This is a genomic window from Sphingomonas sp. HMP6, assembly GCF_013374095.1.
Classification (GTDB): Bacteria; Pseudomonadota; Alphaproteobacteria; order Sphingomonadales; family Sphingomonadaceae; genus Sphingomonas.
In genome coordinates, this window is the sequence record NZ_AP022672.1 from 618,187 (window position 1) to 633,101 (window position 14,915).

Genomic DNA, 14,915 nt, shown 5'->3' on the forward strand with positions numbered 1-14,915 from the left:
TCAAGGGACCTCCAATGTCCGCAGACAAGTTCACGAAACACTGCCTTGCGGTTGGAAGTCCCATGGGGCAGCGGATGGGCGCAATACGGTTGCGCTTTTCTATTGTAAAGCGGTTTTGGTCCCTCGGAGGCAGTGCGTGACAATTTTAAGACAGCCGACCCGCGCCGGGGTGCGCGATGCCGCCGCGAAGGTCGCCGCGATCGTGCCGCCATCGCCGCTTTTCGTGACGGAAATTCAAGGTGTTATGGTGGCGTTCAAGGCTGAGTGTCTGCAGCCGATGGGCGCGTTCAAACTGCGTGGGGCGTGGCATCGGCTGACCGCAATTGAGTCCGATTCCCGCAGCAAAGGCGTCGTCGCTTTCTCTTCAGGTAACCATGCGCAGGGAATCGCCTGGGCGGCCAAACGGCTCGGCATGCCCGCGCTGATCGTGATGCCGTCGGACGCGCCCAAAGCGAAGCGCGAGGGCACTCTCGCGCTCGGGGCGGAGGTGGTGACCTATGATCGCGCGACCGGGAGCCGCGAGAAGATCGCCGCAGCCCTGGCCGAGGCGCGCGGTGCCGTGCTGGTGCCGAGCTTCGACGATCCGTGGGTGATCGAGGGGCAGGGGAGTGCGGGGATTGAAGCGGCGGCGCAGATGCAGGCGCTGGGGCTCGGCGCGCCGACTCGCGTGGTCGTGCCGTGCGGTGGCGGTGGCTTGGCGGCGGGTCTGGCGCTGGCCTTGCCCGATGCGACTGTAACGGTGGTGGAACCCGAAGGCTGGGACGACATGCGCCGCTCGCTTGAGGCGGGTTGGATCGAGGAAGTCGGAGATTCGCCCCCGCCGACGGCATGCGACGCGCTTCAGACGAAGCGCGTGTCGGAGCTGACTTTCGACGTACTTTCTCGCCGTGGTGCGACCGGCGTTGCGGTGAGCGAAGCGGAGATTCGGGGAGCGCAACGCTGGGCCGCGGAGCGATTGCGGCTGGTGGTCGAACCCGGCGGCGCTGTGGCGCTTGCGGCGTTGCTGGCGGGACGGGTGGCGGTCGAGCCGGGGATGCTCGTTCTGCTGTCCGGCGGCAATGTCGATCTGGCGGCCTACGGGCAGGTGCTGGCGGGGACCCTATAAATCCTCCCCGTACCGGGGAGGATTGGATAGTAACCCCCATGACCACCCTCGAATCACTCGCCCCCGCCATCGCGATGCTCGCCGCGATCGCCTGCCTCATCGGCGGTGGCATGTTGATCGCCAAGCGCCAGAATACGCAGAAAGGCGCGCTGATGCTGGTGATGGCGGCGGTACTGGTGGGAAATGTGCTGATCTGGACGATGTAGCGGCGGGGCATGGGCAAAGCCCATGCCGTCGGCCGACGTTGAAGCGACGCCGGCCGCGCACGCCGCTTTGAGCGGGATTTAGCTTTCGCTAAATCCTCGCGCGGCTAGCGAATCGGCGAATTCGGATCGAGCCGCATATCCAGATACTTGTCCACCGACCCCATCAACTGCGGCATCTCATGTTCGAAGAAATGGTTCGCCTTGGGGATCGTGTCGTGGTGGATCGTGATGTGCTTTTGCGTGCGCAATTTGTCGACCAGCTTCTGCGTCGCGAGCGGGGGCGAGACTTCGTCATTCTCGGCCTGGATGATGATGCCGCTCGCCGGGCACGGTGCCAGGAACGTGAAGTCGTACATGTTGGCGGGCGGCGCGACCGAAATGAAGCCGCGAATTTCCGGACGGCGCATCAGCAATTGCATGCCAATCCACGCGCCGAAGCTGACGCCTGCGATCCAGGTCGTCTGTGCCTCGGGATGGAAGCTCTGCACCCAATCGAGCGCGCTCGCGGCGTCGGACAGTTCGCCCACGCCATTGTCGAACGTGCCCTGGCTCCGCCCGACACCGCGGAAGTTGAAGCGCAGCACGGCAAACCCGCGCCGCTGAAAGGTCTTGTAGAGCTCCATCACGATGTGGTTGTTCATCGTGCCCCCGGCCTGCGGGTGGGGGTGAAGGATCATCGCGACCGGCGCACGCGGCCGCGGAGCGGGGATGAAACGACCTTCGAGACGGCCGTCTGGGCCGGGAAAAATGACTTCGGGCATCGCACCTGCTGACTGTAAAAATGTGCGCGCGGCCCAAGATATTTGGGCAGGGCAAGTTGCGCGCTATATAGGCACACCGCGCCCTTTCGCAATCATTCCGGAACCGAACCGCCTTTGACCGACGCTCCCGCTCCCCGGCTCTATCTCGATCATGCCGCCACCACGCCGATGTTGCCCGTCGCGATGGCGGCGGTCGCGGAGGGAATGCGGCGCTGGGCGAACCCCTCGTCCCCCCATGCCGAGGGCCGCGCGGCGCGGGCTGCGTTGGAGGATGCGCGGGCGCGGATCGCATCGGCTTATGGCTGGGCGGGGGAGGCGATCCTGACGAGCGGCGCGAGCGAGGCGCTGGCGATCGCGCTCGGCCGGAGCGTCGTGGCGCGACGGCTGATCTCGGCGGTCGAGCATGACGCGGTGATTCGCGCGGGCGGCGACGCGGCCGATGTGGTGCGCGTCGAACCCGACGGCCGGGTCGATCCAACAAAGCTCCAGCGCGTGCTCGCCGGGCAGCCGACGCTCGTCGCGGTACAATGGTGCAATAGCGAGACCGGTGTGCGCCAACCGATCGCCGCCATCGCCGATATCGTCCATGCCGGTGGCGGGCTGCTGCTGGTCGATGCCGCGCAAATGCCGCCGGGGGCAGACGCGGACCTTGCGTCGCTCGCCGATTTCATCGCGATTTCCGCGCACAAGCGCGGCGGGCCGCCGGGTGTCGGTGCGCTGTTGGTGCGCGACGTGGCGACGCTCAGCCCGACCGGCGGGCAGGAACGCGGCTATCGCGGCGGGACCGAGAACCTCCCCGGCGCGCTTGGTTTTGCCGCCGCGCTGGCCGAGCCGGAGGATGTTCCCGCCATGCTCGCGCTGCGCGCCAAACTCGACGACGCGATCCTGCGCTCAGGCGGAACCGTCGTGGCGGGCCCTGCACCACGCCACCCGGCGATCGGATCGTACCGCATGTCCGGCCTTGCCGCGGCGACGCAGCTTATCCGCTTCGACATGGCGGGCATCGCCGTTTCGGCCGGCAGCGCCTGTTCGTCGGGCAGCATGAAGCCGAGCCATGTGCTGGGCGCAATGGGCTGGAGCGTGGAAGCCTCGCGCGAAGTCGTCCGCGTTAGCTTCGGACGCTCGACCAGCGAGGCCGATGTCGACCGCTTCATCAAGGAATGGCGCGCGATCTCGCGCTCGGCGCGGGCGTTCGGTGCGTGATCTACCTCGATTATCAGGCGACCACCCCGCTCGCGCCCGAAGCGCTCGACGCGATGTTGCCGTGGCTGCGCGATCAACATGCCAACCCGCACTCGGCGCACGCAGCGGGGCGCAAGGCGAAGGCAGCGGTCGAATTCGCGCGCGAGCAAGTTGCGGCCTTGCTGCCGGCCGGGGGCAGGGTGGTGTTCACCAGCGGCGCGACCGAATCGCTCAACTGGGCGATCAAGGGCGCATCCGGGGAACTCGTCACGCTGGCGACCGAGCACGCCGCGGTGCTCGACACCGTGTCGGCTGAGAGCCGCTTGGGCCGGAATCAGACGGTTTTGCCGGTCGATTGCGACGGTCTCGTCGACCTTCCGATGCTGCGGAGCATGGCGTGGCCTGACACCGGCCTGATCGCGGCGATGCTGGTCAATAACGAGATTGGCGTCGTGCAACCGATCGCCCAAATCGCGGAGGCCGCGCATAGCGTTGGAGCACTTCTCCTGTGCGACGCGGTGCAAGGCTATGGCCGCGTGGCCATCCCCGCCGGTTGCGACCTCATCGCCATCTCCGCGCACAAAATCCACGGCCCCAAGGGCATCGGCGCGCTCTGGATCCGCGACGGCGTGACGCTCGACCCGTTGCTCCACGGCGGCGATCAGGAGGGTGGGCGCTCCGGCACACTCTCGCCAGCCTTATGCGCCGGGTTCGGGCGCGCGGCGGCGTTGATGGCCGAACGGCGCGAAGCCGATGCGGCGCATGTGGAACGGCTGTGGGAACGCGCCATCGGTCGATTTGGGCGCGACTGGCATATTAACGGCTCCACCACCTACCGCTACCACGGCAACCTCAACCTCCGCCGCGACGGGCTCGACGTGGCGCGGCTCATGTCAGACCTGCGCGACATCGCCTTCTCTGCCGGTTCGGCCTGCGCCAGCGGCTCGGGCCGCTCCAGCCACGTGCTGCGCGCGCTGGGCCTCAGCGAAGCACAGGCGCGTTCCACCATCCGGCTCGGCTTCGGGCGCTATACGACCGAGACGGAGTTGACCGAGGCGATCGACCGCATCATCGCCGCCGCCGAAGCGCAACAGAGTATAGGAGAAATCGCAGCATGATCCAGGTTCGCTTCATCGGATTGGACGGCGCGGTGCGCGAGGTCGCGGCCAACCCGGGCGACCGCCTGCTCGAAGTCGCGCAAGCCGACGGCCAGCCGCTGGAGGGGACGTGCGAGGGTCAGATGGCCTGCTCGACCTGCCACGTCATCGTCGCTGCCGAAGATTTCGCGCGCCTCCCGCCGCCGAGCGAGGATGAGGAGGACATGCTCGATCTTGCGGCCGGCGCCACACGTACCTCACGCCTTGCGTGCCAGATCCTGCTCACCGACGCGCTCGACGGGCTGACGGTGCGCATTCCGGGTGAGGTGCGGAACATGCAGGGCCGCTGATCATTACGCTCCCGTGCCGCGCGGATTGTTGCGGCGGCACTTCAGGAGAGGGTATTCTATGAAAATCGCAGCCTTGTTGTCCGCCGGCCTGATCGCCGCCGCCGCACTGCTTCCCGCCAGCGCCAGCGCGCAAATGAACCAGCGTCATGATCGCGTGGTCGAGCGCAGCCGCACCGTTTATACCGTGCGCGACCGCTATCGCCCGCACACCCGCCGCGTCTGCACGGTAAAGTATCGCCATCACAAGCGCATCCGCACTTGCCGCACGGTCCGTCGCTAAGCAGCCCTTGATCCCGCCGCCCGACCCCGCCATATGCGCCGTGGGAGTCGGGCGGACGGAGTCGTCGCCAACCTGGTCAGGGCCGGAAGGCAGCAGCCACAACGATTTCGCCCCGGGTCGTTCCGGCTCCCACCGCGCAGCCAGCGAGAGCGCGCTCGCAGCGCGCCACGCTGGTAAGCGCGGCCGGCGGGCAAAGCCCGTCCGACGACACGGCTTTGCCGGGTCGCTTCAATGTCAGAAAACTTCGATCGACCGCTTTTGCCCAATTATAGCCATTAAGACTTGACCGCTATTCCAATCGCCGTCGTCATTGATGCGGCGAGATTGAGTGAGGAGTCGAACCCATGATCGCCTTCCTGAATGGCCTGGTGCTTGTTGTCGGAGCTTTACCTCCGACTGCGGCCGCCCACGCAATCGAGACATTAAACGTCCCAAGTGAGATATACTGGTTGGCTGCTGATGCCAGCGGAGCGAGGTTGTGCGATCAAGGCCTTAAGAAAGAACAGGGCAAGGCCTTTGATGCTCGCTTTGGCCCGGTCGTCCTCGCGGCAGTTAAGGCGATGGAGGCGGATCGACATGTCAGTAAAAGTGAACTTATTGTCACATCAAGCTGCCGCGCTTTCGTAAATATTGATGCCGCCCACGAACAGCTGTCTCGCGCGCTCGATGATTTCGATCCAGTCATTAGAAGGATACAGCTCCGGTATAAGATCGGTTGCTGGGAAATATTCTGTGGCTCTCATTTCGACAAGCCGCCCCCCGGGAGGTGACTTAGCGGTGTCCCGCAGCTGCCGTTCCGCTTCCCACCACAAACCGACATAGCTGTCCTACAGCCGCGCGATCTGCCAAACTCACGACTGCTCTTTCCTATCGTTGTCGCCATCACCCGCTGGACGCATGGCGGCACGGCGTGCGCCGTTCCGCGCTACTGAAGTCCAGCGCAAACTCCGTTTACGCCTAACCCTAGCCTAACTTTCCGTGCGCTCACGCCGCGCAAAAACCCGCCGATGGTGTGACTCGTGCGACTTTAGCCATAAAATTAGGCACCTCCAACAAGCCCACCCCCGCCCCCAACCAACCCTTCGACAATCCCCATCGCTACCCCTAGATAGGGCACAATGTCCGACTCCTCCGATCTTCTTGGCGGCCCCGCCGACGACACCCCCGGCTTCGACCTGGGCGAGCCACCCGCGCCCGCAAAGACCGAAGCCTACCGCGTCCTCGCCCGCAAATACCGGCCGCAGACCTTTGCGGAGCTGATCGGTCAGGATGCGATGGTCACCACGCTGGGCAACGCGATCCGCCGGGGCCGCTTGGCGCATGCGTTTCTGCTCACCGGCGTGCGCGGGGTCGGCAAGACCTCGACCGCGCGCTTGCTCGCCAAGGCGCTCAACTGCATCGGGCCGGACGGGCAGGGCGGCCCGACGATCGATCCGTGCGGGCGTTGCGAGCCGTGCGTCGGCATTGCCGAGGGCCGGCATATCGACGTGATCGAGATGGACGCCGCGAGCCATACCGGCGTCGATGACATGCGCGCGGTGATCGATGCCTCGCGGATGACGGCGTTCGTCGCGCGCTACAAGATCTACATCATCGACGAAGTCCACATGCTGTCGAAGAACGCGTTCAACGCGCTGTTGAAGACGCTTGAGGAGCCCGCCGAGGGCGTGAAGTTCGTGCTCGCCACGACCGAAGTGAACAAGGTGCCGGTGACGGTGCTGTCGCGCTGCCAGCGCTTCGACCTGCGCCGCATCCCGGCGGAAAAGCTCGCCGATCACTTTGCGCGGGTGCTGGACATGGAAGGCGTGAGCGCCGAGCCCGAAGCGCTCGGGCTGATCGCGCGCGCGGCGGAGGGGTCGGCGCGCGACGGCCTGTCGATCCTCGATCAGGCGATCGCGCATGCCGACATGGATGGCGGCGCAGTGAGCGCGGCGGCAGTGCGTGACATGCTCGGCCTGTCGGACCGCGGCGCGATCCGCGATTTGATGACGCTGCTGCTCGCCGGCGACGGGGTCGGCGCGCTCGCGGCCCTGCGGCGGCAATATGATCTCGGCGTCGATCCGCTCGGCGTGCTGCGCGGTTTGCTCGAAACGGTCCACGCGACCACGCTCGTCAAATTGGGGGCTGCGGTCGAGCCGGGGCAAGCGACCGAGGAGCGCGAGGCGTTGCAAGGCTGGGCCGGATCGCTCTCCTTCGCGTCGCTTCACCGGCTGTGGCAATTGCTGCTCAAGGGGCATGAGGAGGTCGGTCGCGCCGCAATGCCGATCGAGGCGTGCGAGATGGCGCTGCTGCGGTTGGTCCATGCCGCGACGCTGCCCGATCCGGGCGACCTCGCGCGGATGATCCAGAACGGCGCGCCCCCCGCCCTCATGCCGTCGGTCGCGGCGCCGGTCGCCCCGCTTGCCGCGCCAACGGGCGCATCGGCGGAAGCGGCGATGCCTGCGTCGATCGAGGAGATTATCGGCCTGCTGGAGCGGACCAAGAATATCGGCCTGTCGCTGCGTATCCGGCATCACGCGAGCCTGGTCAGCCTCGCGGGCACCGATCTCGTGCTGAGTTCGGCCCGTCCGCTCCCGTCCGACCTGATCGGCGAACTGGCGGGGGCGCTGAAGAGCGCGACCGGGCGCAACTGGAAGATTGCCACCGCCGAGACGCCTGGCGCGCCGACGCTGCGCGAGCTCGACATGGCGCAATATGAGGCGTTCAAAGCGGAAATCTTGGCGAGTCCGATGGTCCGCGCGGCGCTTGATGCGTTTCCAGAGGCGGAGATCGCCGATAGCGAGATCGAGAGTTTGATGAAAAACCGGAGCAAGAGTGCATGAAGAGCATCGAAGAGATCATGGCGATGGCGCAGAACGTCCAGGCCGAATTGACCAAGGCGCAGGACGGCCTCGACAAGATCGAGGTCGAAGGTGCCGCGGGCGGCGGGTTGGTCAAGGTGCGTGCCTCGGCCAAGGGGCGGATCATCGGCATCGAGATCGACGAATCGCTACTCCAGCCGAGCGAGAAGCAGATGATCGAGGACCTCGTCGTCGCCGCCTTCAACGACGCCAAGGCGAAAGCGGATGCGGCCTCGGGCGCGGAGATGGCGAAGATGACGAGCGGCATCCCGCTGCCGCCAGGGTTCAAGCTTCCTTTCTGAGCGCAGCGCGCCGGCCGACCGCGCTCGGCTGTCGCGTGCGAAAGCTCGGCCGGCGTGCTTCGGCGAGTCCGACCTCATGGCTTTGCCACGACGGCCTCTTACCGCAGACACCCATCCAGCCCGCCATTGCGGACGACGCGCACCGTTCGCGTAATCGCGTTGCCGTGACGGCGGGTAAAGCCACTCGGCGCCACCGCCGCGCGCTTCTTCGGCAGCGGCAGGATCGCGGCGATCCGCCCGGCTTCCTGCGGCGACAATTGCCCCGCATCATGCCCGAAATAGCGCTGCGCTCCGGCCTCGACGCCGTACGTCCCGATACCGGTCTCTGCGACGTTCAGATAGACCTCCATGATCCGCCGCTTGCCCCAGATCGTCTCGATCAACACCGTGAAATAGGCCTCGAACGCCTTGCGGACATAGCCTCCGCCCTGAATCAGGAATACGTTCTTCGCGGTCTGCTGGCTGATCGTCGATCCGCCGCGAATGCGTCCGCCCTTCGCGTTGCGGGTATAGGCTTTCTCGATCGCCTTGAGATCGAACCCGTGATGCGTGCAGAAACGCGAATCCTCGCCCGCGATCGCGGCGCGCGCCATGTTCGGGTCTATGTCGTCCATTGATCGCCACGACTTGTCGATGCCATGCCCCTCGATCGCATCGCCAAGCATCGTCAGCGTCACAGGCGGCGGCACGAAGCGATACAGCACGACCATCAGAATCGAGATCAGGACGAATCCGAGCAGTGCGCGGAGAGTCCAGCCGACCAACCGCCGCACGATGCCGCGGGGTCGCGGGCGCGATGTCGGTGATGCAGGCAAGATCGGAGACGGCATAAACGCTTTCATGCCGTCTTCTAGGGGGAGCCGGTCGGCACTGTCCACTTACAGGCAGATTTTCCGGCCGGCCCGCTTCGGCTCAAGCCGCGACCAGCATCCTTTTGTCGCCCGCAATCCGCATCATCGCCTTTTGCAGTTTCTCGAAGGCACGCACCTCGATCTGGCGGACACGCTCGCGTGACACGCCGTAAACCTGCGACAACTCCTCGAGCGTCTTAGGCTCGTCGGTCAGGCGGCGTTCGGTCAGGATGAACTTTTCGCGTTCGTTCAAGTCGCTCATCGCGGAGGTCAGCATTTCGTGCCGCACATCGGCCTCCTGCGCTTCGGCGACGACGGTGTCCTGCAGCGGCGCATCGTCCTGCAGCCAATCCTGCCACTGGCCCTCGCCATCCTCGCGCATCGGCACGTTGAGCGAGGTGTCGCCGCCCATCGCCATACGGCGGTTCATGCTGGTGACTTCGGCCTCGGTCACCCCGAGATCCTTGGCGATCTTGGCGAGATGCTCCGGCGACAGATCGCCATCCTCGAACGCATCGAGCTTGGACTTCATCCGACGCAGGTTGAAGAACAGCTTCTTCTGCGCGGCGGTGGTGCCCATTTTCACCAGGCTCCACGAGCGCAGGATGAATTCCTGGATCGACGCGCGAATCCACCACATCGCGTAGGTGGCCAGGCGGAAGCCGCGGTCGGCCTCGAACTTCTTCACACCCTGCATCAGGCCGATATTGCCCTCGGAGATCAGCTCGCTCACCGGCAAGCCGTAGCCGCGATAGCCCATGGCGATCTTCGCCACGAGGCGAAGGTGCGAGGTGACCAACTGCGCAGCGGCGTCGGTATCGCCATGCTCCTCGAAGCGTTTCGCGAGCATATATTCCTGCTCGGGCGCGAGGAGCGGAAATTTCTTGATTTCGCTCAGATAGCGATTGAGGCTTGCCTCGCCGCCAAGGGCGGGGATCGTCGCGGGGACGTTGCTGCGGGCTGCCATGGTAAGTCTCCCTTTTTGCGCCGGCTGCTCCAGAATAGGCTGCATCCGCACGGTAATCTAAATATAGATTGTATCGAAGAGTTCCTGCATGTCCGACGGCATTTCGCTATCGAACGACAAAGCGTTACTTTTGACAGGGTGAATGAACCCAAGCCGGGCTGCGTGCAACGCCTGACGCCGGAAACCCAGGGTTTCCAGAACTGCTTTGTGGCCCTGCTTTGTTCTACCGTAAACCGGATCGCCGAGCAAGGGGTGGCCGAGTGAGGCCATGTGGACGCGGACTTGATGCGTACGGCCGGTTTCGAGTCTGCATTCGACCAGAGCACCTTCGCGGAGCCGTTCGATCGTGCTGTAATGCGTGACGGCGCGCTTGCCGCCCGGGACGATCGCGATCTTCTTGCGATTCGACGGCGACCGCGCAAGCGGCGCATCGACCGTTCCGGCCGGCGGGGCAGGGCGGCCAGACACGATCGCCTTGTAGCGCCGGTCGATGCTGTGATCGTGAAACTGCCGGGCGAGACCCTCATGCGCCCGGTCGGTCTTCGCCGCGACCATCAGGCCGGACGTGTCCTTGTCGATGCGATGGACGATACCGGGCCGAGCCACGCCGCCGATACCCGACAGATTGCCCGCGCAATGGTGGAGCAGCGCGTTGACCAGCGTCCCGTCGGCATTGCCGGCAGCCGGATGCACCACAAGCCCGGCCTGCTTGTCGATGACGATCAGATACTCATCTTCAAACACGACGTTGAGCGCGATGTCCTGCGCCGCATTCTCGGATGGCGCGGCTGGTGGAAACGTGACGTGGTAGATTGCCCCGGGGATCGCCTTGCCCGATGGATCGCTGGCGAGCTTTCCGTGCGCATCGGTCACCGCCCCGCTCGTGATCAGCGCCTTAAGCCGCTCGCGTGAAACCTCAGGGAGGGCGTCTGCGAGCGCGCGATCGAGGCGCAAGCTTGGGGTCTCGTCGGAGACGCGCGCTTCAATGGTGGCAACCCCCCGGTTCATGGACTAGAATCTGGGCATGGCGTTGGAGATTTCAAGCACTCTCTTGGTGGGACTGCTAAACGAAGCCGAAAGAAGCCCGGAGCATGAGGTGTGCGGGTTGCTATTCGGCACACCTGCTCGGATCGAGCAAGCGTTGCGCTGCTGCAATGTGGCGCCCGATCCCCGGTCCGCTTTCGAAATCGACCCGGTGCAATTGATTGCGGCGCACAAGGCAGAGCGTCGCGGTGGTCCAAGGATTGTCGGCTGCTACCACTCGCATCCCTCTGGCCCGCCGCTGCCGTCGGCGCGCGATGCTGCAGCAGCAATGACGGACGGTGCGATCTGGCTGATCATCGCGCGACGGGAAGCCGGATTTTTCTGTGCGATCGAAAACGGCGCGATCGAGCGCCGCTTCGTCGCGGTTCGTCACGAGATTGTGGAACCATGAGTTGGGTCGCTGCGCTGTGGGTTGCGTCGCTGCGCCAGCATCGTCAGAAGAGCGGCACGTTTTGACCCGAAAGCCAAACACCAGATGACGATGACCTCCGTCGATTTTGCCAGCCTGTTATGTTCGCGGTTGTGCCATGATTTGCTCAGCCCGGTTGGCGCGCTCAACAACGGGCTCGAGCTGTTGGCCGACGAGCATGACCCGGAAATGCGAGCGCGCTGCCTGGAGTTGCTGAGCGATAGCGCCAAGGCATCGGCGAACAAACTCAAATTCTTCCGGCTCGCTTTTGGTGCCGCAGGCGGATTTGGCGAGACCGTCGATGCGCGCGAAGCGCGCGCCGCGATCGAGGGGCTGTTCGGCGACGGGCATAAGGTCAAGCTCGGCTGGCTGGTCGAAGACGCCACTTTGCCCAAGCCGGCAATCAAGGTGCTGCTGAATCTGGCGCTGATCGCGGGCGATGCGCTGGTGCGCGGCGGCCAACTCGACGTCGGCGCGGAGAGTGTCGATGGTCAAGTCGAGATCGTCGTGCGTGCCGATGGCCCGCGCATCGTGCTTGATGGAGAGATGCGCGCAGCGCTGACCGGCACGCACGGCGAAGCGGTGATCACGCCGCGCGCGGCCGCGGCCTATCTCGTCCATGCACTTGTTCAGGAAGGCGGCGGCATGGTCCAGGTGTCGGACCCGGATGAGGCGGTCCTGCTGTTCGGGGCGGCGTTTAAAGTCGCCTGAACCGGCGCGGCTAAACGGCTCCTTAACCACTCTCCGCCCATGCAAGACCCTGCTGTTCCGCGGGGGCTCATGGACGATCTGCTACAGGAATTCATCGCCGAGACGCGCGAGACGCTGGAAGCGCTCTCGGGCGAGATCGTCGCGTGGGAATCCGCGCCCGACGATCGCGATCGGCTGGATGCGATTTTCCGTTTCGTCCATACCGTAAAGGGCAGCTGCGGTTTTCTCGATCTGCCCCGGCTGGCACGGCTTAGCCATGCCGCCGAAGACGTGCTCGCCGCAGTCCGTTCCGGCGAGCGGAGTCCCGACACGCGCCTCGTCAACGCGGTGCTCGCCATCGTCGATCGGATCGGCGAGATCGTCGAGGCGATCGATGCGGGTCATGCGCTCGACGATTCGGGCGAGGATTTGTTGATCGCCGCGCTCGATACTGGTTCCGAAGCCGTCGTATCGGCGACCGCACCCACATTGCGCGCGGCGACACGCAGCGTGCGGCTGAACGTCGATTTGCTCGACCGGATGATGAGCGGCATGTCCGACATGGTGCTCGCGCGCAACGAGCTTGCGCGGCGGATGCGCGACGATGGCGCAAACCCGAGCGTAGAGGCGGCGCTCGAACGCTTGTCGCTGACCGTCGCCGAGATGCGCGACACCGTGACTCGGACCCGGATGCAGAAGATCGACGCGTTGTTTTCAGCCCTGCCGCGCATGGTGCGCGATACTGCGGCCGAACTCGGCAAATCGGTGACGCTCCACATCGAGGGCAGCGACGTCGAACTCGACCGCGAGATGATCGAGATGATGCGGGATCCGCTCGTCCACATCATCCGCAACTCGATCGACCATGGGATCGAGGCCCCGGCGCTGCGTCGGATGGCGGGCAAGCGGGAAAACGGCTGGCTTAACGTGTCGGCGCGGCAGTCGGGCAACCAGATCATCATCGAAATCTGCGATGACGGGCAGGGGATCGATACCGACCGCCTCGTCGCCAAGATCGCCGATAGCGGCCTGCGCAGCGAAGCCGAGCTGCGCGCACTTGGCGAGCAGGCGCGGCTCGAGCTGGTGTTCGAGCCTGGGCTGTCGACCAAGGATACGGTCACCGCCATTTCCGGCCGCGGCGTCGGAATGGACGTGGTGCGCGCCAATGTCGAACAGATCGGCGGGCGGATCGATCTCGCCAATGCGCCGGGGAAGGGCGTGCGGATCTCGATCCATGTTCCGCTGACCTTGTCGATCATGGCGACGATCGGGATTGGGGTGCGCGATCAGCGCTTCGCGATCTCGCGTCAGGCGATCGAGGAGATCGTTCGTGTCGGCGGCGACGCGATCCGGATCGACCGGATCGGCGACACGCTGACAGCAACGGTTCGGGATCGGCGGATGCCGTTGATCGATCTCGGCGCGATGCTCGGCTTCGAGCCCAGTGAACCGGCGATGCTGGTGATCGTCAGCGTGTCGGGCGGCAGCTATGCACTCGCGGTCGATACCGTACTCGACCATGAGGAACTGGTGATCAAGCCGGCCTCGCCCGCCGTCATGGCGACCGGCATTTATGCGGGCCAGACGCTGCCCGACAGCGGGCTGCCGATGCTGATGCTCGATTGCGCGGGGATCGCACACGCGGCCGGTCTGGAATTCCACCGCGAAGCCGCGGCGGACGAGGTGGCGGTGGAAATCCGTGCCGCTGGCGTCCAGGCGCTGTTGTTCGACGATCTCGATGGCACGCGGCGGATCGTGCCGTTGTCGGTGATCGACCGGGTCGAGCCGGTATCGACCGGATCGATCCGCTTCTCGGCTGGCCAATTGCGTTTATCGGTCGAGGATGCGATCATTCCGCTGGTCGCCCTGGGGGATTGGGCGGCCAAGTCCTCGGTGTCGGTGCTGCGCTTGCGCGATGGCGGGATCGAGATCGGCTATGCGATCGGGGAGGCACTCGATATCGTCGAGCTTCCCGAAGCCATTGTCGCCGCGCGGGAGCCAGGGCCGATCGCGGGGGTGGTGGCAATCGATGGCGATCAGGTCGAAGTTGTCGATCTGCACTGGATCTTTGCGCACTATGCGCATGGCGGAGCCGAAGTGGGCGCGCCGTTATGCTTGCTCGACGGCACCGAATCCTCATGGATGACGACGTTCCTGAAGCCGGTGCTCGAAGGTGCTGGATACCGCGTCACCGCCGGGCTGCGGCCCGGCGAACGCGCACAGGTCGTGGTTCGTATGGCCGACGACACCGCGACCACGGCGGTGTCCGCGCCTGTCGTGCGCTTGCGGCGCGAGGCGGAGGGCGATGAAGGCAGCGTCTTCCGATACGACCGGCAGGGGCTGCTCGCGGCGGTCGCACGGTCGGCGGGAGGTCGATGATGGCGCTGTTTCTGATCGCGCAGATCGCCGGACGGACCGTGGCGATCGAGTCCGGGCAAGTCGAATCGGTCGTCGATATCGGCGTGATCGTGCCGGTGCCGCGTTCTGAACGGCACGTGCGCGGGCTTGCGGCGTTGCGCAGCAGAGTCGTGACGGTGATCGATACGCGCGCTGCCCTCGGCCTCGAACCTGGCCCGCAAGATGCGATGCGCGCGGTTATCACGATTGTCGACGGGCATCATTACGCGGTGTTGGTCGATGCGCTCGATGATGTGGCACCGTTCGAACTGATGCCGCTGTCGACGGGCCTCGTGCTCGACAAGGGGTGGCGGCTGATCGGTCGCGGGCTGGTTGAGCGTGACGGCGAGCCGATCCTGGCGATTGCGCTCGATTCGCTCATCCCGGGGGCAGGCGCGATAGCTGCCTGAATTTTCGCGGATTAACGGGTCGCT

Annotated in this window: 17 protein-coding genes and 1 other RNA gene; 14 read left to right on the forward strand and 4 right to left on the reverse strand. The window is 65.2% G+C overall.

Annotation, left to right across the window (positions count from 1 at the left end):
* The first annotated feature begins 136 nt into the window (after positions 1 to 136).
* The gene (locus HMP06_RS03180; protein WP_176495792.1) at positions 137 to 1,105 is read left to right on the forward strand and encodes a threonine ammonia-lyase; all 969 of its coding nucleotides are present in this window, start codon (positions 137 to 139) and stop codon (positions 1,103 to 1,105) included.
* A gap of 38 nt (positions 1,106 to 1,143) precedes the next feature.
* Entirely contained in the window at positions 1,144 to 1,311 is a 168-nt protein-coding gene (locus HMP06_RS03185; protein ID WP_176495793.1) for a hypothetical protein, read from the forward strand.
* 104 nt (positions 1,312 to 1,415) lie between these two features.
* On the opposite strand, the gene HMP06_RS03190 is transcribed toward HMP06_RS03185, so the two are convergent.
* Complete coding sequence (locus HMP06_RS03190) at positions 1,416 to 2,072, reverse strand: alpha/beta hydrolase (RefSeq protein ID WP_176495794.1); 657 nt, start codon at positions 2,070 to 2,072, stop codon at positions 1,416 to 1,418.
* 168 nt (positions 2,073 to 2,240) lie between these two features.
* Between HMP06_RS03190 and HMP06_RS03195 the strand changes: the two genes are divergently transcribed.
* From HMP06_RS03195 to HMP06_RS03230, 8 genes are all read left to right on the forward strand, one after another.
* A complete protein-coding gene (locus HMP06_RS03195; protein WP_232089940.1) occupies positions 2,241 to 3,275 on the forward strand; it encodes an aminotransferase class V-fold PLP-dependent enzyme in 1,035 nt (344 codons plus the stop codon).
* Positions 3,233 to 4,372, forward strand: a complete 1,140-nt coding sequence (locus HMP06_RS03200) for a cysteine desulfurase family protein (protein WP_443026495.1) — start codon at positions 3,233 to 3,235, stop codon at positions 4,370 to 4,372. Before HMP06_RS03195 ends, HMP06_RS03200 begins: the two co-directional genes overlap by 43 nt.
* Positions 4,369 to 4,701 carry a 2Fe-2S iron-sulfur cluster-binding protein gene (locus tag HMP06_RS03205; RefSeq protein ID WP_176495796.1) on the forward strand — a complete coding sequence of 111 codons (333 nt, stop codon included), beginning with the start codon at positions 4,369 to 4,371 and terminating at the stop codon, positions 4,699 to 4,701. Before HMP06_RS03200 ends, HMP06_RS03205 begins: the two co-directional genes overlap by 4 nt.
* Positions 4,702 to 4,759: 58 nt before the next feature.
* Complete coding sequence (locus tag HMP06_RS03210) at positions 4,760 to 4,981, forward strand: hypothetical protein (RefSeq protein WP_176495797.1); 222 nt, start codon at positions 4,760 to 4,762, stop codon at positions 4,979 to 4,981.
* Positions 4,982 to 5,021: 40 nt separating this feature from the next.
* Positions 5,022 to 5,117: signal recognition particle sRNA small type (ffs, locus tag HMP06_RS03215), an RNA gene on the forward strand.
* A 208-nt stretch (positions 5,118 to 5,325) separates the two neighbouring features.
* Positions 5,326 to 5,751: a hypothetical protein gene (locus HMP06_RS03220; protein WP_176495798.1), complete on the forward strand. Its 426-nt coding sequence runs from the start codon at positions 5,326 to 5,328 to the stop codon at positions 5,749 to 5,751.
* A 348-nt stretch (positions 5,752 to 6,099) separates the two neighbouring features.
* Positions 6,100 to 7,803 carry a DNA polymerase III subunit gamma/tau gene (locus HMP06_RS03225; RefSeq protein ID WP_176495799.1) on the forward strand — a complete coding sequence of 568 codons (1,704 nt, stop codon included), beginning with the start codon at positions 6,100 to 6,102 and terminating at the stop codon, positions 7,801 to 7,803.
* Positions 7,800 to 8,123: a YbaB/EbfC family nucleoid-associated protein gene (locus HMP06_RS03230; RefSeq protein ID WP_176495800.1), complete on the forward strand. Its 324-nt coding sequence runs from the start codon at positions 7,800 to 7,802 to the stop codon at positions 8,121 to 8,123. The genes HMP06_RS03225 and HMP06_RS03230 overlap by 4 nt, the downstream gene beginning before the upstream one ends.
* 98 nt (positions 8,124 to 8,221) lie before the next feature.
* On the opposite strand, the gene mtgA is transcribed toward HMP06_RS03230, so the two are convergent.
* The 3 genes from mtgA to HMP06_RS03245 all read right to left on the reverse strand — a co-directional run bounded on the left by mtgA (position 8,222) and on the right by HMP06_RS03245 (position 10,949).
* Complete coding sequence (gene mtgA, locus HMP06_RS03235; protein ID WP_176495801.1) at positions 8,222 to 8,953, reverse strand: monofunctional biosynthetic peptidoglycan transglycosylase; 732 nt, start codon at positions 8,951 to 8,953, stop codon at positions 8,222 to 8,224.
* 82 nt (positions 8,954 to 9,035) lie between these two features.
* Entirely contained in the window at positions 9,036 to 9,941 is a 906-nt protein-coding gene (gene rpoH, locus HMP06_RS03240) for an RNA polymerase sigma factor RpoH (protein WP_176495802.1), read from the reverse strand.
* Positions 9,942 to 9,998: 57 nt separating this feature from the next.
* On the reverse strand, positions 9,999 to 10,949 hold the full coding sequence (locus HMP06_RS03245) for an RluA family pseudouridine synthase (protein ID WP_176495803.1): 951 nt from the start codon (positions 10,947 to 10,949) through the stop codon (positions 9,999 to 10,001).
* A 16-nt stretch (positions 10,950 to 10,965) separates the two neighbouring features.
* On the opposite strand from HMP06_RS03245, the gene HMP06_RS03250 reads away from it, so the two are divergent.
* From HMP06_RS03250 to HMP06_RS03265, 4 genes are all read left to right on the forward strand, one after another.
* Complete coding sequence (locus tag HMP06_RS03250) at positions 10,966 to 11,376, forward strand: Mov34/MPN/PAD-1 family protein (RefSeq protein WP_176495804.1); 411 nt, start codon at positions 10,966 to 10,968, stop codon at positions 11,374 to 11,376.
* Positions 11,377 to 11,460: 84 nt separating this feature from the next.
* Positions 11,461 to 12,105: a histidine phosphotransferase family protein gene (locus tag HMP06_RS03255; protein ID WP_176495805.1), complete on the forward strand. Its 645-nt coding sequence runs from the start codon at positions 11,461 to 11,463 to the stop codon at positions 12,103 to 12,105.
* A 69-nt stretch (positions 12,106 to 12,174) separates the two neighbouring features.
* Positions 12,175 to 14,463: a chemotaxis protein CheA gene (locus HMP06_RS03260; RefSeq protein WP_176495806.1), complete on the forward strand. Its 2,289-nt coding sequence runs from the start codon at positions 12,175 to 12,177 to the stop codon at positions 14,461 to 14,463.
* Positions 14,463 to 14,891, forward strand: a complete 429-nt coding sequence (locus HMP06_RS03265; protein WP_176495807.1) for a chemotaxis protein CheW — start codon at positions 14,463 to 14,465, stop codon at positions 14,889 to 14,891. The genes HMP06_RS03260 and HMP06_RS03265 overlap by 1 nt, the downstream gene beginning before the upstream one ends.
* The last annotated feature ends 24 nt before the right edge of the window (positions 14,892 to 14,915 follow it).

Coding starts and splice junctions, on each gene's coding strand:
- HMP06_RS03185 (WP_176495793.1), top strand. CDS start 1,144: ATGACCACCCTCGAATCACTCGCCCCCGCCATCGCGATGCTCGCCGCG.
- HMP06_RS03190 (WP_176495794.1), bottom strand. CDS start 2,072: ATGCCCGAAGTCATTTTTCCCGGCCCAGACGGCCGTCTCGAAGGTCGT.
- HMP06_RS03195 (WP_232089940.1), top strand. CDS start 2,241: ATGTTGCCCGTCGCGATGGCGGCGGTCGCGGAGGGAATGCGGCGCTGG.
- HMP06_RS03200 (WP_443026495.1), top strand. CDS start 3,233: ATGGCGCGCGATCTCGCGCTCGGCGCGGGCGTTCGGTGCGTGATCTAC.
- HMP06_RS03205 (WP_176495796.1), top strand. CDS start 4,369: ATGATCCAGGTTCGCTTCATCGGATTGGACGGCGCGGTGCGCGAGGTC.
- HMP06_RS03210 (WP_176495797.1), top strand. CDS start 4,760: ATGAAAATCGCAGCCTTGTTGTCCGCCGGCCTGATCGCCGCCGCCGCA.
- HMP06_RS03220 (WP_176495798.1), top strand. CDS start 5,326: ATGATCGCCTTCCTGAATGGCCTGGTGCTTGTTGTCGGAGCTTTACCT.
- HMP06_RS03225 (WP_176495799.1), top strand. CDS start 6,100: ATGTCCGACTCCTCCGATCTTCTTGGCGGCCCCGCCGACGACACCCCC.
- HMP06_RS03230 (WP_176495800.1), top strand. CDS start 7,800: ATGAAGAGCATCGAAGAGATCATGGCGATGGCGCAGAACGTCCAGGCC.
- mtgA (WP_176495801.1), bottom strand. CDS start 8,953: ATGCCGTCTCCGATCTTGCCTGCATCACCGACATCGCGCCCGCGACCC.
- rpoH (WP_176495802.1), bottom strand. CDS start 9,941: ATGGCAGCCCGCAGCAACGTCCCCGCGACGATCCCCGCCCTTGGCGGC.
- HMP06_RS03245 (WP_176495803.1), bottom strand. CDS start 10,949: ATGAACCGGGGGGTTGCCACCATTGAAGCGCGCGTCTCCGACGAGACC.
- HMP06_RS03250 (WP_176495804.1), top strand. CDS start 10,966: ATGGCGTTGGAGATTTCAAGCACTCTCTTGGTGGGACTGCTAAACGAA.
- HMP06_RS03255 (WP_176495805.1), top strand. CDS start 11,461: ATGACGATGACCTCCGTCGATTTTGCCAGCCTGTTATGTTCGCGGTTG.
- HMP06_RS03260 (WP_176495806.1), top strand. CDS start 12,175: ATGGACGATCTGCTACAGGAATTCATCGCCGAGACGCGCGAGACGCTG.
- HMP06_RS03265 (WP_176495807.1), top strand. CDS start 14,463: ATGGCGCTGTTTCTGATCGCGCAGATCGCCGGACGGACCGTGGCGATC.